The organism is Flavobacterium flabelliforme, assembly GCF_017948675.1.
Classification (GTDB): Bacteria; Bacteroidota; Bacteroidia; order Flavobacteriales; family Flavobacteriaceae; genus Flavobacterium; species Flavobacterium pygoscelis.
In genome coordinates this window covers 1,046,432-1,070,420 of record NZ_JAGFBU010000001.1, presented here as the reverse complement: position 1 = coordinate 1,070,420, position 23,989 = coordinate 1,046,432, and the positions used below count along the sequence as shown (strand labels likewise).

Annotated in this window: 21 protein-coding genes; 9 read left to right on the top strand and 12 right to left on the bottom strand. The window is 33.1% G+C overall.

Annotation, left to right across the window (positions count from 1 at the left end):
* Positions 1 to 107: 107 nt before the first annotated feature.
* The 5 genes from J3S90_RS04710 (at position 108) to J3S90_RS04690 (ending at position 5,327) form a co-directional block, all read left to right on the top strand.
* Entirely contained in the window at positions 108 to 494 is a 387-nt protein-coding gene (locus J3S90_RS04710; protein ID WP_210645066.1) for a c-type cytochrome, read from the top strand.
* 241 nt (positions 495 to 735) lie between these two features.
* Complete coding sequence (locus J3S90_RS04705; protein WP_210645064.1) at positions 736 to 2,529, top strand: DUF2207 domain-containing protein; 1,794 nt, start codon at positions 736 to 738, stop codon at positions 2,527 to 2,529.
* 31 nt (positions 2,530 to 2,560) lie between these two features.
* Positions 2,561 to 3,043: a methylated-DNA--[protein]-cysteine S-methyltransferase gene (locus tag J3S90_RS04700; protein WP_210645062.1), complete on the top strand. Its 483-nt coding sequence runs from the start codon at positions 2,561 to 2,563 to the stop codon at positions 3,041 to 3,043.
* A gap of 77 nt (positions 3,044 to 3,120) precedes the next feature.
* Complete coding sequence (locus J3S90_RS04695) at positions 3,121 to 3,834, top strand: 3'-5' exonuclease (protein WP_210645060.1); 714 nt, start codon at positions 3,121 to 3,123, stop codon at positions 3,832 to 3,834.
* A 53-nt stretch (positions 3,835 to 3,887) separates the two neighbouring features.
* Positions 3,888 to 5,327, top strand: a complete 1,440-nt coding sequence (locus tag J3S90_RS04690) for a nucleoside recognition domain-containing protein (RefSeq protein WP_188049211.1) — start codon at positions 3,888 to 3,890, stop codon at positions 5,325 to 5,327.
* Between the two features lie 261 nt (positions 5,328 to 5,588).
* Here J3S90_RS04690 and J3S90_RS04685 read toward each other — a convergent pair whose 3' ends face one another.
* The 5 genes from J3S90_RS04685 to J3S90_RS04665 form a co-directional block, all read right to left on the bottom strand.
* Positions 5,589 to 6,248, bottom strand: coding sequence for a CoA transferase subunit B (locus J3S90_RS04685; RefSeq protein WP_188049210.1), 660 nt, complete (start codon positions 6,246 to 6,248; stop codon positions 5,589 to 5,591).
* 70 nt (positions 6,249 to 6,318) lie between these two features.
* Positions 6,319 to 7,020, bottom strand: a complete 702-nt coding sequence (locus tag J3S90_RS04680; protein WP_188049209.1) for a CoA transferase subunit A — start codon at positions 7,018 to 7,020, stop codon at positions 6,319 to 6,321.
* A 62-nt stretch (positions 7,021 to 7,082) separates the two neighbouring features.
* A complete protein-coding gene (locus tag J3S90_RS04675; protein WP_210645057.1) occupies positions 7,083 to 9,392 on the bottom strand; it encodes a penicillin-binding protein 1A in 2,310 nt (769 codons plus the stop codon).
* A gap of 9 nt (positions 9,393 to 9,401) precedes the next feature.
* A complete protein-coding gene (locus tag J3S90_RS04670) occupies positions 9,402 to 9,881 on the bottom strand; it encodes a gliding motility lipoprotein GldH (protein ID WP_188049207.1) in 480 nt (159 codons plus the stop codon).
* Positions 9,865 to 11,160: a PSP1 domain-containing protein gene (locus J3S90_RS04665; protein ID WP_188049206.1), complete on the bottom strand. Its 1,296-nt coding sequence runs from the start codon at positions 11,158 to 11,160 to the stop codon at positions 9,865 to 9,867. Before J3S90_RS04665 ends, J3S90_RS04670 begins: the two co-directional genes overlap by 17 nt.
* A 445-nt stretch (positions 11,161 to 11,605) precedes the next feature.
* Here J3S90_RS04665 and J3S90_RS04660 point away from each other — a divergent pair, with 445 nt between their 5' ends.
* From J3S90_RS04660 to J3S90_RS04645, 4 genes are all read left to right on the top strand, one after another.
* On the top strand, positions 11,606 to 12,853 hold the full coding sequence (locus J3S90_RS04660) for a hypothetical protein (protein ID WP_210645056.1): 1,248 nt from the start codon (positions 11,606 to 11,608) through the stop codon (positions 12,851 to 12,853).
* A 96-nt stretch (positions 12,854 to 12,949) separates the two neighbouring features.
* On the top strand, positions 12,950 to 13,462 hold the full coding sequence (locus tag J3S90_RS04655; RefSeq protein WP_210645054.1) for a hypothetical protein: 513 nt from the start codon (positions 12,950 to 12,952) through the stop codon (positions 13,460 to 13,462).
* Between the two features lie 63 nt (positions 13,463 to 13,525).
* A complete protein-coding gene (locus tag J3S90_RS04650) occupies positions 13,526 to 14,473 on the top strand; it encodes a DUF6175 family protein (RefSeq protein WP_188049203.1) in 948 nt (315 codons plus the stop codon).
* A 17-nt stretch (positions 14,474 to 14,490) separates the two neighbouring features.
* Complete coding sequence (locus tag J3S90_RS04645) at positions 14,491 to 15,444, top strand: hypothetical protein (RefSeq protein WP_210645051.1); 954 nt, start codon at positions 14,491 to 14,493, stop codon at positions 15,442 to 15,444.
* A gap of 103 nt (positions 15,445 to 15,547) precedes the next feature.
* On the opposite strand, the gene J3S90_RS04640 is transcribed toward J3S90_RS04645, so the two are convergent.
* The 7 genes from J3S90_RS04640 to J3S90_RS04610 all read right to left on the bottom strand — a co-directional run bounded on the left by J3S90_RS04640 (position 15,548) and on the right by J3S90_RS04610 (position 23,926).
* Positions 15,548 to 15,778, bottom strand: coding sequence for a ferredoxin (locus J3S90_RS04640; RefSeq protein ID WP_188049201.1), 231 nt, complete (start codon positions 15,776 to 15,778; stop codon positions 15,548 to 15,550).
* Positions 15,778 to 17,019 (bottom strand): peptidase U32 family protein, encoded by a 1,242-nt coding sequence (locus J3S90_RS04635; protein WP_210645049.1) that lies wholly within the window; start codon positions 17,017 to 17,019, stop codon positions 15,778 to 15,780. The genes J3S90_RS04640 and J3S90_RS04635 overlap by 1 nt, the downstream gene beginning before the upstream one ends.
* A gap of 69 nt (positions 17,020 to 17,088) precedes the next feature.
* A complete protein-coding gene (gene trhO, locus J3S90_RS04630; RefSeq protein ID WP_210645047.1) occupies positions 17,089 to 18,474 on the bottom strand; it encodes an oxygen-dependent tRNA uridine(34) hydroxylase TrhO in 1,386 nt (461 codons plus the stop codon).
* Between the two features lie 552 nt (positions 18,475 to 19,026).
* Positions 19,027 to 19,506 (bottom strand): hypothetical protein, encoded by a 480-nt coding sequence (locus J3S90_RS04625; protein WP_236023880.1) that lies wholly within the window; start codon positions 19,504 to 19,506, stop codon positions 19,027 to 19,029.
* A 371-nt stretch (positions 19,507 to 19,877) separates the two neighbouring features.
* Complete coding sequence (locus J3S90_RS04620) at positions 19,878 to 20,288, bottom strand: BrxA/BrxB family bacilliredoxin (protein WP_188049197.1); 411 nt, start codon at positions 20,286 to 20,288, stop codon at positions 19,878 to 19,880.
* Between the two features lie 107 nt (positions 20,289 to 20,395).
* Positions 20,396 to 21,547: a lycopene cyclase family protein gene (locus J3S90_RS04615; protein WP_210645045.1), complete on the bottom strand. Its 1,152-nt coding sequence runs from the start codon at positions 21,545 to 21,547 to the stop codon at positions 20,396 to 20,398.
* Positions 21,548 to 21,622: 75 nt separating this feature from the next.
* Positions 21,623 to 23,926: a TonB-dependent receptor gene (locus J3S90_RS04610; RefSeq protein WP_210645043.1), complete on the bottom strand. Its 2,304-nt coding sequence runs from the start codon at positions 23,924 to 23,926 to the stop codon at positions 21,623 to 21,625.
* Between the last annotated feature and the right edge of the window lie 63 nt (positions 23,927 to 23,989).

The following is a 23,989-nucleotide window of genomic DNA, read 5'->3' as shown; positions in this document are numbered from 1 at the left end:
GTATTTGTGAATATTTTTAGTATATTTGATATAGAGTCAAATACAGCCAATCTTTTATTGATTGGTACCTACTTGAATTTTAAATAACTGTAATTAAATAAATCATTATGAAAAATACCTTATTGTTATTTGCTGTTTTAGCTTTCGCCTCTTGCAAAAAAGAAGAAGAAAAAAAAGAACCTTTGTATCCCGTTAAAACCGAAGAAGTTGTTCAAACTCCAGAGGATTTAGGAGCAGAAATTTTTAAAGGAAAAGGGAATTGCGTTACTTGTCATTTAATGGATAAGAAATTAGTTGGACCAAGTCTTAAAGATATAGCACAGATTTACAAAGATAAAAATGCAAATATGGTAACCTTTTTAAAAGGAGAAGGAGAGCCAATTGTAGATCCTAGTCAATACGAAGTGATGAAAGCTAATTTTACCATTACAAAAGCGATGTCTGATGAAGAATTAGCTGGACTGGAAGCTTATGTGTATTCAAGTTTAAAGTAATTTTAGTTGCTAATAAAAATTTAGAAATAAAAGCAAACCACAAGAACTAGAAATTCTTGTGGTTTTTTTTGTTTTCTTTACAATCAATCTTTCTGTTTTAGAAGTTTTTTAAAACTATTCTAACCATTGAGTTCTAAATTACTTTTTATAATGAAGCCATTCCAAATTATATTTTTCATTAGTTTTTTTTTTCTGTTCTTTTTACAAAACCTATGGGCAAGAAGAATCTTTAAACTTAGAAGTGGAAAATGAAATCGAAAAAATAAGTCAATTTCACGCAGATATTGTAGTTCAAGAAAATGGGAATTTAATAGTAACTGAGACCATAAAGGTAGTTGCTGCAAACCTGCAGGTTGATCATGGTATATTTAGAGAACTTCCTATGAAGAACTACTCCTCTAAAGTTTCTAGAAATAATTTTTATACAGTTATAAATATCTCCAAAAATGGTTCAAAAGAGCCTTTTCATACCCTTGTAAATGATGAAAAATTCATTATTTATATAGGTGATAAGGATGTTTCACTAAAGGAAGGAATATATACCTACACAATAACGTATGCGGTAGAGGCACAAATTCATTCCTATACTGATTTTGATGAGGTTTATTGGAATGTTACTGGAAACTTTTGGCATTTTAGCATAAGTGCTATTTCTGCAACAGTAATTTTGCCTAAAACTGCTACTGTTCTTCAAACGCATTGTTATACAGGAATTCTTGGTTCTACCGATAGTGATTGTAATTCAGAGATAAAGAATAACTCGGTTTATTTTAAATCTAAAGACTTAAAAGAGGGAGAAGGTTTTACTATTGCAGTTGGATTTCCAAAAGGAATTGTTCATCAATCCGCATTTTTGCCGCATTTTAAAATGGAAGAGTTTTTATCGCCACAAAAAATAGCTACAGGCCTATTTGCTGTTGTAATTTGTTTCTTGTTTTATTATTTTTCTTGGAAAACCTATGGTCAAGACGCTTTATATACTGATAAGAATGAAGAAATTGATTTGAAGAGCAAATATTCTGCTACAATTTTACAATACATTAAAGAAAGATCCTCAAATAGTACAACGCTTTTAACAACAATAATTAGTCTTTCTATCAAAGGAGCAATTCAAATTCAGACTAATGGAAAAGAAAACTGGCAAGATGGATTTGAATATTTTTTAAAGAAAAAAACAGCCTTAGCTGCTATCACACCAGAGGAAAATAGTGTTCTCGAAAATATTTTTATAGAAAATGAGACTTTCGTTATAAATTCTAAAAGTTATTTGACTTTTGAAGTTGCGGAAAAAGAGTTGGAAGAGTCATTAAAGAGCCAAATTAATTTAAAGAATTACTTTCAATTTAACGGAGAACAAATTGTATTGGGTTTTATCATTACAACAATCACTCTTTTTGGATATTGTTATTATGTAAAGAATACAATTTTGGGTTGGCCAATTTTTGGATTTATTTGTTTGGTTTTAAGTTTTATATCTATAAAGGAATTTCTAAAATTAATAACAAAAAAGGAATTTAGAACTGCTTTAGTTGTTGCTTTTTTTGCTATTTTTCCAACCGTATTTTGCTATGCCTCATTCTTTGCTTACAATGTAGACAAAGATTATTCAATTTTAAACGCCTTGGTTCTTTTTTTGATCATAACGGGTTTTAGTATTTATTTACGTTTAATTACTAGGTACACCCCTTGGGGAATTAAAATGCAACATGAGACAGAAAATTTAAAAAATGAACTTTTAAATTTCGACGTAACTTCAACTTTAGACGTTATAAATAGTTATGAAGAAAACCTTCCTTATGCATTTGCTTTAGGGATACAAGAAGAATGGAATCAAAAATTTAATCTCGTTCTAAAAGAATTAAAATACAATTGTAATTGGTTAAAGAATTCAAATGCTAATGGCATGTATTCTACCAGTTTATTAGTTAATTTTCATCACACTTATAATGCAACAGCTACAAGTTCAAGCAGTGGAAGTTCTGGAGGTGGAAGTTCTGGCGGCGGAGGCGGAGGCGGCGGAGGCGGTGGATGGTAAGAATGTTGTAATGTATTAATATTGTTTTTTTATGAATCAAACCACCTATATAAAAACTCCGTTGGGAATTGCAGAAATAATAGGAGATGAAAATGGAGTTTCCTCTATTTCTGTTCAAGATCAAGGAACGATTTCAGTTACGATTCCAACTGAATTGCAAAATGCTGTAAATCAATTAAACGAATATTTTGAGGGAATTAGAACTGATTTTGATTTTAAATTAAATCCAAAAGGAACCGATTTTCAACAAAAAGTCTGGAAAGGATTATTGCAGATTCCTTATGGTATAACGAGAAGCTATTTAGAACAGTCAAAAATTTTGGGTGATGTTAAAGCTATTCGCGCTGTGGCTTCTGCCAATGGAAAAAATCCGCTTTGGATTGTCGTTCCCTGTCACCGAGTTATTGGATCAGATGGTTCCTTAACGGGATATGCCGGTGGTTTGTGGCGCAAAAAATGGTTGTTAGAACACGAAAACCCAACTAATCAACAAAGCCTTTTCGATCAAATGTAATATTTTATTCACTTATCAGTATTTTTACTTGTTTTAGTTTATGAAAATTTGTGTAATTTGTGGTCAAATATGAAAAGATGATTGAAAAAATAAACCTCAATAATATTCTATTTCTTGACATCGAAACGGTTCCCGAAGCCGAAGATTTTAATGGTTTGGATTTTGAAATGAAAGAGCTGTGGGAACAGAAAACGCAATACCAGAGAAAAGATGAGTTTACAGCCGAAGATTTTTATAACCGAGCTGGAATTTGGGCTGAGTTTGGTAAAATTGTTTGTATTTCGGTGGGTTATTTTACCATCAAAGGAGATATTCGTAATTTTAGAGTGACTTCTTTCTTTGGTGATGAAAAGAAATTATTATTAGATTTTAACAATTTACTTAACAATCACTTCAATCAACCCCAACACGTTTTATGCGGTCATAATGCCAAAGAGTTTGATATTCCTTTTTTGGCACGTCGCATGATCATCAATCAAATTGCCATTCCGAGTAAACTGAATCTATTTGGGAAAAAACCTTGGGAAATTCCACATTTAGACACCTTAGAATTGTGGAAATTTGGTGATTATAAACATTATACTTCCCTTAAATTGCTAACTAAAATTCTAGGAATTCCATCTCCAAAAGGGGATATCGATGGGAGTCAAGTAGGTCATGTTTTCTATGTGGATAAAGATATTGATAGAATTGTAACCTATTGCGAAAAAGACACTATTGCGGTAGCACAAGTTTTCTTAAGATTACGACGCGAGGATTTGCTTATCGACGAAGAAATTATTCATGTTTAAAAGCTATGCAGCCAATTGTTATTGATTGATTACATTTACAAAAATTATAGATTATGGTATTAAGTAGATTTTGGTTGGTTATATTTATTTCATCAATTATTTTTGTTGTTTTTAGTTTATTTATCGGAAATACTTATACTATTGATTATGTTTTGAATGGCAAAAAAGATGATCCAATTCTAGTGTCGGAAAAGTACATAGAACAACTTCCTGCTTTCATCAAAGACAGTATCATGAAGGCTCCAGATCAAACCTTGATCGTAGATGTCGATACGAACAACGCAGATACCACTTATGTTTTTAAAAATAAAACCGTAAAAATTTATAGCGGCGTTCAGAAATCCGATGGATTATTGCCTACGTGTAAAAGTACTTTACTCGATTTAATTATTCCATTGATTGCTTATTTAGCGTTTTTCTGCGGATTGATGGAACTATTAATTATTTCTGGTGCCTCCGGAAAATTAGCCAAAGCTTTGAGTCCCGTTTTTGTAAAAGTATTTCCGAGTATTCCTAAAAATCACCCTTCAATATCGTATATGACGCTGAACTTTGCTGCCAATTTCTTAGGCTTAGATTCTGCTGCAACTCCATTTGGATTAAAGGCAATGGAAAGTTTGCAAGAGATAAACCCTGATAAAGACAAAGCGAGTGATGCCCAAATTATGTTCATGTGTTTGCATGCCTCTGGACTTACTTTGATAGCAACTTCAATTATTGGATACCGTGCTGCTGCAAATGCTAGTAATCCTGCTGATGTTATGTTACCTTGTATTATTACTTCTTTTATTGGTACAATTGCTGCTTTTTTACTGGTAGGAATTAAGCAAAAAATCAATTTCAAAAGTGCTTCTTTGGTTGCGGTTTTAATGGCTTTGATCGCTGGAATCGTTGGTTTATTAATGTATGTAAGCCACTTAGATTTAGTTGGAAAAAATTATTTCACTTCTAATCTTTCCGCTTTAATTTTAGTGGGTATTATTGCTTTTACTTTAATTTTTTCATTTATCAATGAGAAAAAGTTTGCTGAAGCAGACACTACGGTTTATGACGCTTTTGTAGTAGGAGCTAATAATGGTGTGAAAACTGGAGTTACTATTTTTCCTTATGTTTTAGGGATGTTAGTTGCTATTTCGTTATTTAGAAATAGTGGTTTGTTTGAAATTATTAGTGATGGTATTGCTTTTTTCTTTTCGAATATGGGAGTAAATAAGCAGATTACAGATGCTTTGCCAGTTGCTCTATTGCGTCCGTTTAGTTCTGCTGGTTCAAGAGGATTTTTGATCGATTCTATGAATACATTTGGAGCAGATTCCTTAACAGCTAGGTTAAGTAGTATTTTTCAGTGTAGTGCCGAAAGTACCTTTTATGTAATTGCAGTCTATTTTGGTTCCGTAAACATCAAAAATACACGTTATGCTTTAGGAACAATGCTTCTTGTAGATGTGATTTGTGTGATTACTGCCATTTTTGTAGCTACTTGGTTTTTTTAAAATCTTAATATGCGATTGTTTAGTAAACTGATAGCTCATTTTGTTGGTAATAGCTTTAAATGGATTTATTATAGGGGTAGTAAATCTATGGATGAGGTGATCAAAGATGATAATTCTACCTTAGGCTTTATAGTTATCATTATTTTGATCTTTATAACACTTAGCTTAAAAAATTAAGTTAACTTTAAATTATTGATATAAAAAAAGAGTCGGAATTTCTAATAAAGAAATTCCGACTCTTTTAATTTTAATGAGTTTTATTTAATCGATAATCATTTCCGGAATTTCACCTTCAATAATTAATTCTGCTTCAGTAGAAGCTATGATATGTTCTACAGAAACACCTGGCGCACGTTCTAAGAGCTTAAATCCTTTTGGAGTAACTTCTAGAACTGCTAACTCAGTTACTACTTTTTTAACGCAACCTACGCCGGTTAATGGCAAAGTACATCTTTTAAGTATTTTTGATTCGCCCGCTTTATTTACGTGCATCATAGCTACAATGATATTTTCGGCAGAAGCTACTAAATCCATTGCGCCACCCATTCCTTTTACCATTTTCCCTGGGATTTTCCAGTTGGCTATATCTCCATTTTCAGCTACTTCCATAGCACCAAGAATAGTTAAATCTACTTTTTGGCTGCGAATCATTCCAAAACTAAAAGCGGAATCAAAAAAACTTGCTCCAGGCAAAGTGGTGATCGTTTGTTTCCCAGCATTGATAATGTCAGCATCTTCTTCGCCTTCAAAAGGGAATGGTCCCATTCCTAAAACACCATTTTCACTTTGAAACTCAACGTTTATTCCTTCAGGAACATAATTAGCTACAAGCGTAGGAATTCCGATTCCTAAGTTCACGTAATAACGATCTTTAACTTCTTTTGCTATTCTTTTTGCAATATCTATTTTATCTAAAGCCATGTTTTTGATGTGTAATTAGTGAATTTGAAAATTAGATAATTGATTTTTATTATCTAATTCACTCCTTTTCTTATTTTCTAATTCTTACGGTACGTTGCTCAATTCTTTTTTCGAATTTTTCTCCTTTAAAGATGCGTTGAACTAAGATTCCAGGAATGTGTATTTCATTAGGATCTAATGAACCAACCGGTAATAATTCTTCTACTTCGGCAATAGTAATCTTACCCGCACCAGCCATACAAGAATTAAAATTTCTAGCTGTTCCTTTAAAAATAAGATTTCCAGCTTCGTCACCTTTCCAAGCTTTTACAATAGCAAAATCAGCTTTGAAAGCCATTTCCATTACGTGCATTTTTCCGTTGAATTCGCGTGTTTCTTTCCCTTCGGCTACTTCTGTTCCAAAACCTGCAGGAGTAAAAAAAGCGGGGATTCCAGCTTGGGCAGCACGACATTTTTCGGCTAAGGTTCCTTGTGGAGTTAATTCGACATCCAATTCTCCAGAAAGCATCTGACGTTCAAACTCAGCATTTTCTCCTACATATGAAGAAATCATCTTTTTTATTTGACGCTTGTGCAAAAGCAATCCAAGTCCAAAATCATCAACACCTGCATTGTTTGAAATACACGTTAACTCGCTTGTTTCTTTTTTTACTAATTCAGCGATACTATTTTCTGGAATACCACACAATCCGAAACCGCCTAACATTATAGTCATTCCGTTTTCAATTCCTTGAAGTGCTTCCTGAACGTTATTTACTTTTTTATTGATCATAAGATAAATTGCTATATATTTTGTTCTAATTAAAAATAAGCTACTTGCTTTTAGCTAAAACGTTATAATTCAAATTCGTTAGTATCGTGTTCAACATCAGTTGAATCTACTTCTTTTTTAGCGGTATAGCAATCTACTTTAATAGATAGATTTGCTGGTCTTTCAAAAGCTGCTTTAGAAACTTTTAGCTCAGGGTCAGCATAACACAATTTCATAAAATAGCCCCAAACGGGTAATGCTGCTGTTGCACCTTGTCCGTAAGTGATGCTTTTAAAACGGGCAGAACGATCTTCACAACCTACCCAAACTCCTGTTACTAGATTGGGTACCATTCCCATAAACCAACCATCAGATTGATTTTGCGTGGTTCCTGTTTTCCCGGCAATAGGGTTTTTAAATTGGTAAGGATATCCTGTCCAACGATTGTCACCACTTCCGCCACCAGTAGTACGCAAGCGATCTCCAGAGCCACCTTCTGTAACACCTTCTAATAATTTGATAACTGCATAAGCAATATCTTTATTTAAAACATCATGTGATTCTGGTATTGGCTCGTAGATGATAACGCCACTTTTATCCTCAATTTTAGATATAAATTGTGGTTTCATATACACTCCTTGATTAGCAAAAGTACTGTATGCAGCAACCATATCTTCAACTGTTATCTCAACGGCTCCAAGCGCAATGGATGGTTGTAAAGGTATTTCAGATTTTACTCCTAATTTGTGTGTCAAATCTACAACTGCTTCTGGACCTACTTTGTCCATTAATTTGGCTGATACTGTATTGATAGAGTTGGCCAAACCTCTTTTTAAAGTTACCATTCCGCGGTACCTGTTGTCTGAATTTCTTGGTTCCCAATCCTCAGTGACATGATGGCGTCCTTTGCGAATAATAAATGGACCATCAATGATTGAGTCGCAAGGGGACATGTTCAATTGTTCAATTGCAGTAGCGTAAACAAAGGGTTTAAAAGTAGAACCTACTTGTCTTGCCCCTTGACCTACGTGATCGTATTGAAAATATTTATAATTAATACCACCCACCCAAGCTTTTATATTACCAGTTTGAGGTTCCATTGCCATTAGTCCAGATTGAAGAAAATGTTTGTAATAACGAATAGAATCTAATGGTGTCATTATTGTATCTCTTTCCCCTTTCCAAGAAAAGACCGTCATTTTCGTTTTTTCACTAAAAGATTTTATTATTTCTTCCTCGCTTTTATCCATAGACTTCATTACTGCCCATCTATTGGATGATTTCATGGCTTGATTTAGTATTTTTTGTGTCTCTGCAGCAGAGATATTAACAAAAGGAGCGTTTTTGTTATCCTTTGATTGTTTAAAAAATTCTTGTTGTAGGTTTGCCATATGCGCAGAGACAGCTTCTTCTGCATGCAATTGCATTCTAGAATCTATTGTAGTATATATTTTTAATCCATCTTTGTAGATGTCATAGTCAGAACCATCTGATTTTTTATTCTTTTCGGTCCATTTCTTCATATAATCTCTTAGATATTCTCTAAAATAAGTAGCGGTCCCTTCTTTATGTGTTTCTAATTTAAAGTTTAATTTAATGGGTAAACTTTGTAATTTTTCTTTTTGAGCTTCAGTAATGATATCTCCTTTTTCCATTTGCAAAAGCACCACGTTTCTACGATTTTTTACACCTTGTGGATTGCGTATTGGGTTATAAAGACCAGAATTTTTAAACATTCCCACCAATATAGCCGATTCGTCAATTGTTAAGTCTTTAGGCTCTTTTGAAAAATAGGTTTTGGCTGCGGAGCTAACACCTACTGAATTGTTTCCAAAATCATATACGTTACAATACATGGCAATAATTTCATTTTTTGTGTATTGTCTCTCTAATCGGATGGCAATAATCCACTCTTTTATTTTTTGGACAATTCTAAAAGGTAAAAATTTAGAACCTTCTCCATGAAACAATTGTTTGGCAAGTTGTTGAGTCAATGTACTCGCTCCACCGCTTGTTCCTAAACTAGAAATAGCTCTCAAAGTTCCTCTTCCGTCAATTCCGGAATGGTCATAAAAACGAGCATCTTCAGTTGCTACTAGAGCTTGAACTAGGTTTTTAGGGAGGTCAGAATATTTTAACTGGGATCTGTTTTTTTGAAAATATTTACCAATTACTACGCCATCGGATGAGATTATCTCGGTGGCCAAATTAGAGTCTGGATTTTCTAAATCTTCAAAGGAAGGCATCGATCCAAAAATTCCCCAAGAAGCAAATAAGAAAAACAAAGCGACGCTTCCTAATCCTATTAAAAATATTTTCCAAAATTGCTTTTGATAATACGCAATGTCTTTTACATTACCTTTTGCTGAGTTGCTGCTTTTTTTGATAGCCATAATACTATATTATTCTTTTTTTTCAATTCTAAAACCAACTTCTGTAATTCCATCTAAATCCTTAACACCTGGAACTTTTCCGTTCTCTCTAACCGCTTGTTTGATGTGTACTTTGTATTTGGAACGAAACCTTACGTTTTCTTTATAAAAAAGTTTACTTTCTTTAATATCCGAAAAACCGTTGCCCAATAATGTTCCGTCAGGATCAGCCATTTGGTATTCTAAAGTATCTACTTTTGTAAAACCATTGGGTAATTCTAGAGATACAATTAGAAATAAATTGTTGAACTTATAGTCATTGTTTGCTCTTAAATTAACAAATAAATTATATCTTTTTGTTGAATCTAATTCTGGTAAATTAAAAGTTACAATACTGTCCTTATCCCATGCATTTCCAACAGATTTGTATTCATCATAGACTCTTTTTTTATCACATGAAAAAAGAAGAATGGAACCCAAAAGAATTAAAGCGCTATTTTTTATCCACATTTTTAGTAATAATTATAGGTTTTCTTGGCTCTGCTGGTTTTTTTTCTGCAGAAGCAGGAGCAGGTCGGTTATTGTTTGCGGGTTTATTATTGTTTGGTTTTGTATTGTTTGCCGGTTTTTTGTTATTAGCTACAATAGTATTTTCACCTACAACTTTGCGTTTTTTATTGGGTTTTTTCTTTGCTTTAGGTTGGTCAAAACGCGTTAAACTTTCTTGGCCCATAGCATTGTTGAAATTTTTCTCCACCTCAACAACTATTTCAATTGCAAAATCCTCTAATGAAGAAACTTTATTTTTTAATTTGTTTTCAGCAACTATTTCTTTGACTTGGTCTATTTTTAAAACATGCCAATTAGCAAAATTATTAGTGTAAGCAAACCACATTAAACCCTTGAAAATATCTTGTTTTTGACAAATAGCATCGCCTTTTTCTGTAACAAGTCTAGTTTCAAAATCTGGAAAATCTTTCAATGCGTCCATATAAGTGTCTAACTCATAATTTAAACAACATTTTAATTTTCCGCATTGGCCCGCTAATTTTTGTGGGTTTAACGATAATTGTTGGTAACGCGCTGCAGAGGTATTTACACTTCTAAAATCGGTTAACCAAGTAGAGCAACACAATTCTCTTCCACAAGAGCCAATTCCTCCTAAACGAGCTGCTTCCTGACGAAAACCTACTTGTTTCATTTCTATTCTAGTGCTGAATTCTTTAGCAAAATCTTTAATTAATGCTCTAAAATCAATTCGATCATTTGCGGTGTAGTAAAAAGTAGCTTTTGATCCATCTCCTTGAAATTCAATATCTGAGATTTTCATTTCTAATTTTTGAGCAATCGCCAATTCACGAGCTCTCACCTTCATCGGTTCTTCTTTATCACGCGCAACGGACCAAATGTCAATGTCTTTCTGTGATGCTTTTCTGTATATTTTAGGAACATCATTACTTAAATGATTAACTCCTTTTTTCTTCATTTGAATTTTTACTAATTCGCCTGTCAAGGTTACAATTCCTATGTCATGTCCTGGCGAAGCAACTGTGGCAACAATATCGCCAATACTCAACGTTAATTTCTCTGTATTGCGATAAAACTCTTTTCTTCCATTTTTAAAACGTACTTCAACACAGTCAAAAGGAGCCTCTCCGTTAGGTAAACTCATATTAGAAAGCCAATCGAAAACAGTTAATTTGTTGCAGCTGTCGGTGCCGCAAGTCCCATTATTTTTACAACCCTTTGGTGCACCACCATCAGAAGTTGAACAACTTGTACATGCCATAATTTTATATATAGTGTTGTGACTGGCACAACTTAAGTTCTTAAAACGATTAATGTGTAAAGATAGTATTTTTTGATTAAAAGTGGAATCACTTATTTTGATGACTCTATTTGTTGCATATAATTTTTCAAGTGCAATCTTAAACCACTATTTAAAAAGTATTTACATTTTTGATTTGTTAATCAACAGCACTTTTAACAATCCATAAATACCCAAATTATATTATTTTTCGTTCATTTTCTTTTTTTTAACAAACTAATTCCTAATTTTGTTTTCTAAATAAATTCTTAATAATTTTATTTAACACAACAAATATCAATTAATTAGGCTTTATACTGATTATAGGTATTTCTTACAATTCATATTTTAAAAAGTGTAGTCCAGAAAACACAGAAAAAACGGGGAGTAACTGAAAATCCAAAAGAGTAAGAATCAAATAAATTTTATGAAACTTAAAAATGTGGTTTTACTAGTTTTGGTATTGTTCAGTTTTAACAATTTTGCCCAATCCAATAAAGATTTAAAAGATATTAAATATCGCAGAAGTTCTTTGCATACTATTTTAATAGAATCTGAGAATTTTCCAAAAAAAGAAGCAGTTATAAAAGCATATTACAGCGCACCATTTCCTGATAAATATGACAATCATAATATTGGAGAGAAATCTTTTGATCCTAAAAAATTTGGTGCTGCAAAAGACGATGCCTCTGAGAAAGAAATGATGGATGTAGTTGCAAATTATTTAAAAACGAATAAAATTGCGAATAAAATGGTTGCCAAATGGTTTAACAGAAAAGCCAATGGTACTTTTGATATCGATTTAATTAGCGAAAGAGGACTTCTTAGTGCTTCATTTACAGATGTTAAAACGGCAGCTGCTTCGGCTGAGGGGAAAGCATTATTGCAAACTGCAGGTTTAGAATTACTTAATAACACATTTGTTGTAGTTTCAAAAATGAAATTTTACGAAAATGAACCAGTAGCTAGAGCCGCAAAAGTTGCTGCTTATGCAGCTGCAGATAAAATTAGCGTTGCTATGTTGCGTAACAAAGCAGTTGCTGTTGCAGATAAAGCGTATGATGTTGCAAAAGAAGGATATTCGGTTTGGACTACTTCTTTTTTATATAAATTAAAATGGGACGATGTTACGAGTAATACTTTTTATCAAGATTATTGGTTAAGTGATGCTAAAGAACCAAACGCTGCAGCAAAAAAGAAAAATTTTGATACTACAGACTTGTTTCAATTAGAGTTTATCGGTTCCGAAAGTGCCACAAGTTTAGTTACTTTTTCTCTTTCAGAAAAAAGAACTGAAAATCAAATTATTGATTTAGCAGTGACGAGAAACGTTGATAATGTTTATGCCAAATTACAGAAGAAATATGATGTTTTTAAAACTAAAGTTCCGTTGTATGCTGCTAGTCCTTTAAGTGCAAAAATAGGAATGAAAGAAGGATTAGAAGGTGGTGAAAAATTTGAGGTGCTTGAAGCTAATATGGATCCTAAAACGGGAATTATTGAGTACAAAAAGAAAGGTACTATAAAAGTTGATAAAAATAATATTTGGGATAATAGATATAATGCTGGTCTTTTAGACGAAGACAACAAAGGGGCTAAAAAAGAATTAGAAGCTACTTTGTTTGAAGGAGGAGGAAAATTCTACTCTGGAATGCTAATCAGACAAATTAATTAAGTTTTATTAAAAATCAGAATTCAAATAGAACTGTTTAAAGGTTTTCAAACAGTTCTATTTGATTTTTTCAATTATGTTAATTTTAAATCATTTCTAATGAAAAATATCAAATTTATTATCACTCTATTTTTAGTAGTTTCCTTTTCTACTTTAAGTGTAGCGCAACAAAGAAAAGCAGATAAAGATACTGCTGCTTGGAGATACGAAATTGAAGCTGTGCAAACTGGCGTTCAAGGTACTTATCTAATTAAAGTTTGGTCGTATTCTAAAAAACCAGATGTTGCTATTGACCAAGCGAAAAAAAATGCAATTCATGGAATCATTTTTAAAGGTTTTACCGGAATTTCAGGTGTTCCAGGACAAAGCCCTTTGGCGAATAGTTTGAATTTAGAAGATGAAAAAGCAGATTTCTTTAAACCGTTTTTCAAAGATGGTGGGGATTATATGAAATATGTTTCTCTATCAAATGATGGTGCTGTTGCTGCTGAAGACAGAATGAAAATGGGTAAAGAATATAAAATTGGAGTAATTGTAGCGGTAAATATTACGAATCTGAGAAAAGATTTAGAGAAAGCCGGTGTTATTAAATCACTATCTAGTGGATTTTAGTTTGAAAATTAATACCCTTTAATAAAGCAATCTATATTTTATAATAATGACAATCGTATAATGATGAAAAAAATACTTTTAATTACAATAATATTTTTAAACGCAGTACTAACTGTGAACGCACAAGCAAAAAAACCAACAATTATGGTGGTTCCTAGCGATGTTTGGTGTAATCAAAGAGGATATATGCTCGATTTTGATAATCAAGGAACTTATGTACAAGTACCAGATTACAAGAGAGCATTACAAGAAAATGCCGCATTACTTATTGTAATAAGTAAAATCAATGAGTTGATGGCGTCGAGAGGATTTCCTTTAAAAAACTTAGAATCAGTTTTAAAATCTTTAGACGGAGAAGCGGCTGAAGACGCAATGCTTACCAGTAAAAAAACAGGTTCAAATATTGTTGAAAGCCCAATTGATAAATTAAAAAAAGTTGCAAAAGCGGATATCGTAATGCAGATATTTTGGAATGTAAATCAAATGGGACCAAAACAGTCGGTAACATTTAATATTCAAGGATTAGATTCTTACACAGACAAACAAGTTGCTGGAGCATCTGGTACGGGACAAGAATTAATAGGTTCTACGTTGCCAGTAATGTTAGAGACAGCTGTGTTGTCACACATTGATAATTTCAACGTGCAATTAATGAGTCATTTTGATGATTTATTTGCCAATGGTAGAGAAATATCTTTGAGAATTAAAAAGTTTGATGCTTTTCCAAATGACTTTGAAACGGAATATGCAGGAGAAGAATTGGGAACGCAAATAGAAAATTGGGTTCAAAAAAATACCGTAAAAGGACGTTTTAGCACGACAGATGCTACTGAAAATATGATGTTATTTGAGCAAGTTCGAATTCCACTTTTTGATGCAAGTGGTAAAGCTATCGATGCTAGAGCTTGGGCTAAAGGACTTCAAAAGCACTTAAAAGATACGTACAAAATTGAGGCTAAATTAATGACTAAAGGTCTAGGACAAGCTTCTATTGTAGTAGGAGAGAAATAAATTATAAAATCAATACGATGAAAAAAATAATCTCAACTGTATTCTTGTTTTGTGTTGCATTTGTAAATGCGCAAAGCAATCAATCAGACGCTGCTTCATTAATTGAGCTTACGCCTTACGTTTCTGACCAAGTGGAAGGAATAACAGAAATAGCTAGAAATAATTTAGAAAACAAACTCTCACAAATTGTTACTGCCAATGGTATGGGCGTTAGTGGTGGTGATTCTAGATTTATTATTACAGCCAATATTGTAGTTCTGTCTAAAAATATTACACCCACTGCACCGCCGATGCAAGCTTATACCCTAGAAGTGAATCTTTACATTGGTGACGGTATGGAAGGAATTAAGTTTTCTTCTCATTCTGTGACATTAAAAGGAGTTGGCGAAAATGAAACCAAAGCTTACATGGCTGCATTGCGAAACTTAAAAACAAATGATCCGCAGTATCAGACTTTTGTAAATAAAGGCAAGTTAAAAATTGTTGAATTTTACAATAAAAAATGCGATGCTATTATTGCTGAAGCAAAAGCTTATGCTATGAAAGGGCAATATGACGCAGGTTTATACAAATTATCTTCAATTCCTGTTGCTTGCAAAGAGTGTTATAACAAAGCAGTTCCAATTACAAAAGTGATTTACAAACAGCAAATTGATAAAGAATGTAAAAGCTATTTAGCTAATGCAAAAACAAGCTGGGTAGGAAATCAAGACCAATATGGCGCTACAAATGCGAGTGAATATTTAGCGATGATTGATCCAAATGCAAGTTGTTACAAAGAAGCACAAGCTTTTTCAAATCAAATTGCAGCAAAAATTCTTTCGGATGAAAAAAGAGAATGGAATTTTAGAATGAAAGTTTACCAAGATGATGTTGCCTCAGAAAAAGCAGCTTTGAAAGCGGCTAGAGATATTTCGTTAGCGTATGCTAAATCTGAAAATGTATATTACACGGTTGTGGGTTGGTGGTAATAGCTATCCAGTAATTTTTAAATAAAAACAGCTGTAAGAGTTATTCTTACAGCTGTTTTTTATTTAATTTCATTTTATAAATTCTTTTCAAAAAGAAGTAGGACTAAGTTTCTTTAACCGAAATAATTTTCACCGGACATGCTTTCGCAGCCAGTTCACAACTTTCAACAATGGTGTGATCAGCTGATTTTAAAGTGTAAAAACCTTTGGCATTTACGGAGTGAATCAACACTGATTTGCCGTCTTTCTTAGACATCTGAAAATGCGCTGGATCCATTTCTACACAGTAATTACACCCAATACATTTGTCTCTTTGTAACGTTATGATAACCATTAGGCTTCTACAATTTTATATAATTTGTCGGACATTCTGATTCGGAACGGCAACTTTAAAGTACAATCGTCTCCTTTTGTTGCTTTTTGTGCAGCAGTGTTATTTACTTGCATTTCTTCGATAATCATTTCTTGTGCGCCGGTACTTGGCCCTGTCACTAGAATTTTATCGCCAACTTTTATATCGTAAGCCTCAATTTCAAATTGTCCAACCGCTGCTTTTGGGAAATAATGCGTTCCTTTTCCAACATATACTTTCTTCTGAGTCGCCAAAGATCCCGAAACATCGCTCCATTCGCCTAATTCTTGTCCGAGATAATATCCTGACCAAAACCCTCGATTATAAACAGTGTTCAACGCTTCCATCCAAACTGCCACTTTTTCTTTTGTAAATTTGCCTTCATAATAACTGTCTATCGCTTCACGGTAGGTTTTTATTACGGTTGCCACATATTCTGGAGCACGACCGCGACCTTCAATTTTTAAAACTTGAATGCCAGAATCAATTACTTGATCCAAGAAATCAATGGTACATAAATCTTTTGGAGACATCATGTATTCGTTATCGAGTTCAATCTCAAAACCCGTTTCTTGATCGATAACCGTGTATTTTTTGCGGCAATTTTGCTTGCAAGCACCACGATTGGCCGATGAATTATTGGAATGTAAACTCAAATAGCATTTTCCAGAAACCGCCATGCACAAAGCACCGTGACCGAATATCTCAATTTCAACCAATTTTCCGCTTGGTCCTTTAATTTCTTCTTTCTTAATTTGCTCGGTAATACTTTTCACCTGTCGCAAACTCAGTTCCCGACTTAAAACCATCGTATCGGCAAATAAGCTATAGAATTTTATGGTTTCAATATTAGTCACATTCAACTGCGTCGAAATATGAACTTCCATTCCAATTCCTCTTGCCATTGCAATCACGGCTTGGTCAGACGCGATTACGGCTGTAATATTGGCTTCTTTGGCTTTGTTTAATAAAGTCTTAACCACAGATAAATCGTGATCGTAGATTATGGTGTTCAGAGTCAAATAAGTTCTTATTTTTTTTGTTTCGCAACGACGCGCAATTTCTGGTAAATCATCCATTGTGAAATTTACCGTGGCACGAGCGCGCATGTTTAATTGCTCTACGCCAAAGTAAACGGAGTCTGCATTATTGTCTATTGCAGCTTGAAGTGACTCAAAGTTCCCGGCGGGAGCCATAAGTTCTATTTTGTTTGTTGTTGTCATTATTGTATGAAGTAAACCTTTGCCAAGTTTTAAATTTTGACAAAGGTGATGAGTGAATCTGTTTAAAAATTAGTCTAAAACCTTATATAATTTATCAGACAAACGGATTCTAAAAGGTAATTTAAAGGTGCAAGTGTCTCCCGAAGTCGCGATTGTAGCATCAATGTCGTTCACGAACATTTCTTCGATGATCATTTGCTGTTCCCCAGTTGTGGTTCCTTTAATTAAGACTTTATCACCAATTTTTATTTCTCCTTCTTCAATTAGAAATTGAGCAACGCTTGGTTTTGGAAAAAAGTGAGTTCCTTTTCCTATGTATTGTTTTTTAATTTTTGTTTCTTTTTTCAAAACAGTAGCCACTCTGCGAGCTGTTTTTGTTTCGGCTAATTCCGTGAGATTTGGAACCAAAGCCAATGGATCTTGATTGTTTTTAAAAGTCAACACCTCTGATTTTCCTTTTTTGAAAATCATGTTGCCATTTTTTATTCCTCGTCGAACTGCTTTTTGTTCCTCTTCAGGCAAGTGAATTATATCTACACAAGCGGAAGAACAACAGCCTTCCATAGCTGATGCACATTCTTCACATTGAATAAAAAGTAAATGACAACCTTCATTCGCGCAATTCGTATGTACATCACAAGGTTTGCCACATTGGTGGCATTGAGACACGATGTCGTCTGTGATTCTTTCGCCCAAGCGGTGATCAAATACAAAGTTTTTACCGATGAATTTACTTTCTAAACCTTGTTCTTTTACTTGGCGCGTGTATTCAATAATTCCGCCTTCCAATTGGTACACATTTTCAAAACCTTTGTGTTTAAAGTAGGCACTGGCTTTCTCGCAACGAATTCCTCCGGTGCAATACATCAACAGTTTTTTATCTTGTTTGTGCTCCGCTAATTGTTCTTCGATGATAGGCAAACTTTCGCGAAAAGTATCCACATCTGGTTTTATGGCTTTTGTAAAATGACCGATTTCGCTCTCGTAATGATTGCGCATATCGACTACAATAGTATTGGGATCTTCTAATAAATCATTGAATTCCTTCGCTTTTAAATGTATTCCAATGTTGGTTACATCAAAAGTTTCATCCACTAAACCATCGGCAACAATCTTGTCACGAACTTTTACGGTTAGTTTTAAAAAGGAGTGATCATCATGTTCTACGGCAATATTCAAACGGATTCCTTTCATGAAGTCATAAACTTCTATCGTATCTTTAAACGCATAGAAATTGTCGGCTGGTAGCGAAAGTTGGGCATTTATCCCTTCATGAGCTACGTAAATCCTACCTAGAACGCCTAAAGGATTCCACGCCAGAAATAAATCATTACGAAATTGTGTTGGATTTTGAATTTGCGCATAAGCATAGAAAGACAAAGTAAGTCTTTGTTTTCCGGCATCATCGATCATGATGGCTCTTTCTTCTGCGCTTAAGGTGTTATACAGTTGCATGCTATAAACAGTTTAAGTGTGAAAAATTATTTTTGCAAAAGTAGATAATTTAACCGTAAAGTTCGCAAAGTTTATGAAAGGTTTAATTTGTAGGAGCTTCTTCCAGCTTTTTGCTATATCTCTTGTTTTCGCTAGCGCTACAACAAGAGGATGCCGCTGCAAACAAAGTTTACTGAACTCCTGTGGAAATATATTTCTGTGAAGTAATTTGGGCTATTATTCTTGAAGTTGAAAGAATATTTTGCGCTTATTTTGTCATTCTGAGGAACGAAGAATCTTTGTAAATTGCTCAAATAACTATGATTCTTCCTTCGTCAGAATGACAATTTTCTAAGAAAATGATTGAAGTATCTGAATGTTTTATCGACAGTAATAGGAATTTATTTGATAGAAAAAAGACCAATATATTAATAGTAGGATTAGTGTCATTTTAAATTATCCAAATTCCTACCTTTGGTGTAATTTGTGGATATTATCACTTTTTTGTTCTATTATTCCTGTTCAAAGTACCTTGAGTTTTTAACTAGAGTAGTTCGTTTTTTTTATTACTACTTATTTATTAAGTCTTTTGTTTTTTATTATTTCTATTGATTTGATTGCCAAAACGGGAGATATCTTGACATTCCTGCTTCCTTTTTCAACATAAAAATAATAGGAACTATTTGATCCAATTAGGAAGATGTCGCTTATTTCGTCATCGCCAAATTTCATTTTATAATCGTAATTGAGGGTGTTTTTAGATATTTTTTTCGCCACTTTAACGCCACTGCCTAGTCCAATTCCAAGGAAAAACGATAGTAGGCCAACCGCAAATATGCCTATAATTAGTTTGCTACAAAATGTTTTTACTTCCTCTTCAGTTATTTCTGAAATAGGCTTTTTTAAGTTAATCCTTTTCTTCAACCAATCTTTATTAGAGTTTTTGGTGATAAGTAAATTAATTATGTATAGAATTATTAGATAAACAATGAATACTGAAAGTATTAAAGGAGTTGATGTTAAGTCAGCAATTGGACTGATTAATATATCCATTATGTTAGAATACTTTAAAATGTTTATTCCAACTTGATAGTAATAAATACTTTCTTTTAATATCCCTAAAATAACAAGGAATAGATAACCAAATGGGAGTATTTTTTGTAAAGTTTCACTAAATTTTATATTATTTCTTATTGTTTTAAAATAGAATATTGTCAGTTATTTAAAACAAATATACAAATAATGGAATTATTTATATTAGATTTTCTATGCTTGCTAGCCCAGATAGTAGTGGAAATCCTTTTTAAAAGCTTCCAGCCTTATAAAGGCTGGAAGCTTTTAAAAAGATTGAAACGAATAGCTGGATGTGGCTCCAAATAAAAAAACCACGAATGAACGTGGTTTTAGTTTGACTTTTTATTGGTTTAGCAATACTCGTTGAAAGCATCTTTCAAGTTTTCTGCAATCATTTCAGCTGGACGACCTTCAATGTGGTGACGCTCTAACATGTGAACTAATTCACCGTTTTTGAACAATGCCATAGCTGGAGAAGAAGGAGGAAAAGGAAACATATGTTGTCTCGCTGCATCAACTGCATCTTTATCAACTCCTGCAAAAACAGTAATTAAATGGTCTGGTTTTTTAGCACCATCTAAACTCATTTTAGCTCCTGGACGAGCGTTTCTTGCTGCACATCCACAAACTGAATTCACAACCACTAAAGTTGTTCCTTCTGCTTTTATTGCGCTATCTACTGCCTCAGCACTATGTAAATCTTGAAAACCTGCAGACGTTAATTCCGCTTGCATTGGCATTACCATTTCTTCTGGATACATATCGTTGTATTTTAAGTATTAATTTTAATTAAGCAAAGTTACGAAGTTTAAAAAGAACTCCATTATGTGTAGTATAAAGTTTTGTTATTGTTTGATAGACATTATTTTTATTGAAATAAATGCCTGCCTGAACGGACTAAAGCATCTATAAAAGGCATTTTAGGACATTTCCAGATCACTTGAAGATCTTCGGCGAAAGTGGTTTCTTCATCCAAAAATTTAAAAATCAAAGCCGGACTTCCTTTTCTAAATAGAGACGAAAATATCGAAGCTCCTAATTCGTTCTTTCGATATAAAATATCCAAAAGCAACAAATCATAAAACCAGAATTTCGTTGTTTTATGAAATTTATTTAAATCGGTTCCTTTTTGTAAAAAAGCGACTAATTCTGTTGATTTTTTATCGGAACTTTTAAAAGTATAACCTGTGCTGGCTTTGGTCCATCCGCCGGCTGTTCCTATATTCAGTACTTTTTTAGTGTTCTTTTTCCAGAAAGGATAACAACTCATCGGGATACTTCCTTGTTCTTTTTCCACTATTTCATAATCTGTGATTCCAAGTTTTTGAATGTACTTGATAATCTCGTTTTCGTATTCTTCTTTCGGTAATAAATTAGCGGAAAATAAGGTGTATTCTAACAAAGCTTCCGTCGACGAAGTAGGCAAAACATACATAAAACGAGTATTTCCTCTTTGTTCAACCGAAAAATCCATAAAAGTAGCTTGCTGAGTATTAAAAACAGGCTCTTTAGATTTTATAAACCAACCTATAAAATGCTGTTGCAAAAGCGGATAATTAGTTTGGTTTTCGACCTCTGATTTTCTGTAAATACTATTGATTACTTTACTACAAGTGAAGTTTTCTAAAGGTGTTGCTACAAAAACATGATTTTCAAGTTCATTGATGTCAGTCACTTTTTCGTTTAGAAAAGTAATATTTTTTTGTTTCGAAATCAATTCGAATACTTGATTGTAGAAATCCAGTCCTTTAACCATATTGTATTGATACGGTTTTAAATCAAGATCCCGACTAAATGTAGCATTGGTAAACAAAGCCGAATCCCATTTCTTGGAAATACTTTTTTCCCATTTTGATTCGTTTTGTTCCCAAAAACACCAAGTTCTGTCATTATCTTTTTTGGTGTTTTCATCGATTAACAAAATAGATTGATCATCAAATTTTCCGGATTCAATCATTTTATAAATTGTCATTAAACCTGCTAAACCAGTGCCTGTAAAAATGTAATCGTAATGTTTCATTTCTTTGTTTAAAAAGTAAAAGTAGGTCTTCTAATTTGAAAAACCAAAGTATGAAAAAGTGTAAGAATTAGAAATTTAATTAGAAATTTTAATTCCAATAAAAGTTGTTCTAGGCAATCCGGGACCGTAAACATAATTACTATCACGGTTTTTACCAATGTCAAAATCGGCTTGATATTGATTAAAAATATTTTTTATTCCTCCATAAATTTCAAAGTTCATCTTGTATTTTTCGCTTGGAATAGTATAGGCTATTTTGCTGTTGAGTTCTGAAAAGGTTTTAGTATTTAAAAACTCATCTGTAGTTTGATTTTCTGCTCCTGCAAAGTGAGCTATTTTCATAGAACCTGTAAAAACATAGTTTAGATTAAGTTTTAGTCGTTCAGTGGCGCTGAAAGTAAGATTGGCAAAACCGTATTGGTTTGGCGTTCTCAGGAAATCTCGTGTTGGAGTAATTCGATTTATATACGTTATAGCTTTAGAAAACTGGCTAGTTTGAAAAGTAAAACCGGATTCTAACTGTGCTATTTTATTGTAATTAGCACGCAATTCAATCGTAATACCTTGAACGGTGGCTTCGTCTCCATTTTGTTTTTCAAAGATTTGACCAAATTGATCTTCGCCAATATTTTGAAGTATAAAGGCATCTTTTAAATGTGTATAAAAACCTTCTAAAGTAAAACCAGCTATAAATTTTTCTGTTGCCTTGTCATAATTTATAGAAGCGCTCCAGCTTTTAGATCGTTCTTCGATTAAGTTAGGATCATAAATTACTCTTGAAACACCGCCACCAGCAAAAGCAATATGCAAATCAGTATCAAAAGCTTGTGGAGCGCGGAATCCTGTGCCATAACTTAATCGGAATTGCGAATTGTCTTTGTATTTGTACAATAATGAGATTCTTGGACTAAATATAACTTTATCAACTAAATTATGAGCATCCATACGAACACCAGAAAGCAAATCTAAACTAGGTGAAATTTCCCAGTCGCTTTGCAGAAAGGATCCAAAATCTTTTGTGTGCTGATCTACTATGTAGTTGTATGATTTAATTTCATCAAAAACTTTATCAGAAATATATTCAGTCCCAATGGTTAATGTATTGGTTCCTTTTAAGAAATCCTCTAATTTATGATTAAATTGAATTCCGCCTTGTAATGTTTGTGTGTTTGAAATTCCATAAGGAGGATTTTCTAAATGATTTTGAATGGCAATTGGGTCTTCAGGAAATGTACCAGTGTAATGCTTTCTATCTGTGTTTTGCCATGCTCCATAAGTGATTAAAGAACTTTTTTGATTGTCAAAATTAATTTGGTAATCTAGACTTCCCATCCATATTTTGTGTTTTCTTTCTTCGGACTGTAATGTTAAATAGGCGGGTTTATCAACTATTTCACCTCCAAAACGATATTCGTTCAAATTGCTAATACTCAACTCTATTTTTTGATTGTCTGTTGGAAGTAAAAAGAAATTAGCACCAATAGAATTATTCTCAATCAATGGGATTTCAGAAAAATTATCACCATTAGCATCATAATGCTGTCTTTCGCGATGTGTCATAAACAAAGAAATTCCTGCATTTTTATCTTCATTTACTAGTGTTGCATTACCGTTTAAATTGTAGTCATTGCTTTTACCATCGATGTTATAATAGGTCGAATTGATTTCGAAAGCATCTTTTTTAGGAATTTTAGTAATCACGTTTACCGTTCCTCCAATTGCGCTAGATCCGTATAATGAAGAGCCACCGCCGCGAATTACTTCAATGCGTTCAATCATATTTACGGGTAATTGCTCCATACCATACAATCCCATTAACGGACTAAAAAGTGGTCTCCCGTTTATTAATATTTGTGAATAACCTCCAGCTAAACCATTCATCCGTAGTTGTTGGTAATTACAGGTCTGACAATCAGTTTCTACTCGAAGTCCGGGCTGGAATTTTAAGCCTTCAGATAAATTACAGACTTGTAAGTTATTTAATGTTTTACTGTCTAAAACATTCACAATCACAGGACTTTTGGTTTGTCTCTTGAATGTTTTTGTACCTGTTACAACAACTTCTGCTAAGTCATTTTGAAAATTAGTCAAATCGAAATCAACGATTTGCACTTCATTTTCTTCTGTTTTAATCCTTTTTTTAGCAGTTTGAAAACCCATTCCGCTAACTTGAACTTCGTAGGTTCCTGAGGTTATTGCTTCAAAACTAAATCTTCCATTTGCATCTGTTGTGGTTGTTTTCTTTGTTGGATAAAGTGTAATAACCACACCTGAAACCACCTCATTTTTTGAAACTACCGTACCTTTTATTTTAGTACCATTTTGCGCTTGAATAAGTATTGCTGTGAACAAACAGATTAAAGTTATTGTATTTTTCATATAGACTTAATTAATTTTTAGCCAAATCTAAAAATTATATTTGATAAAGCAAAAAAACATAAT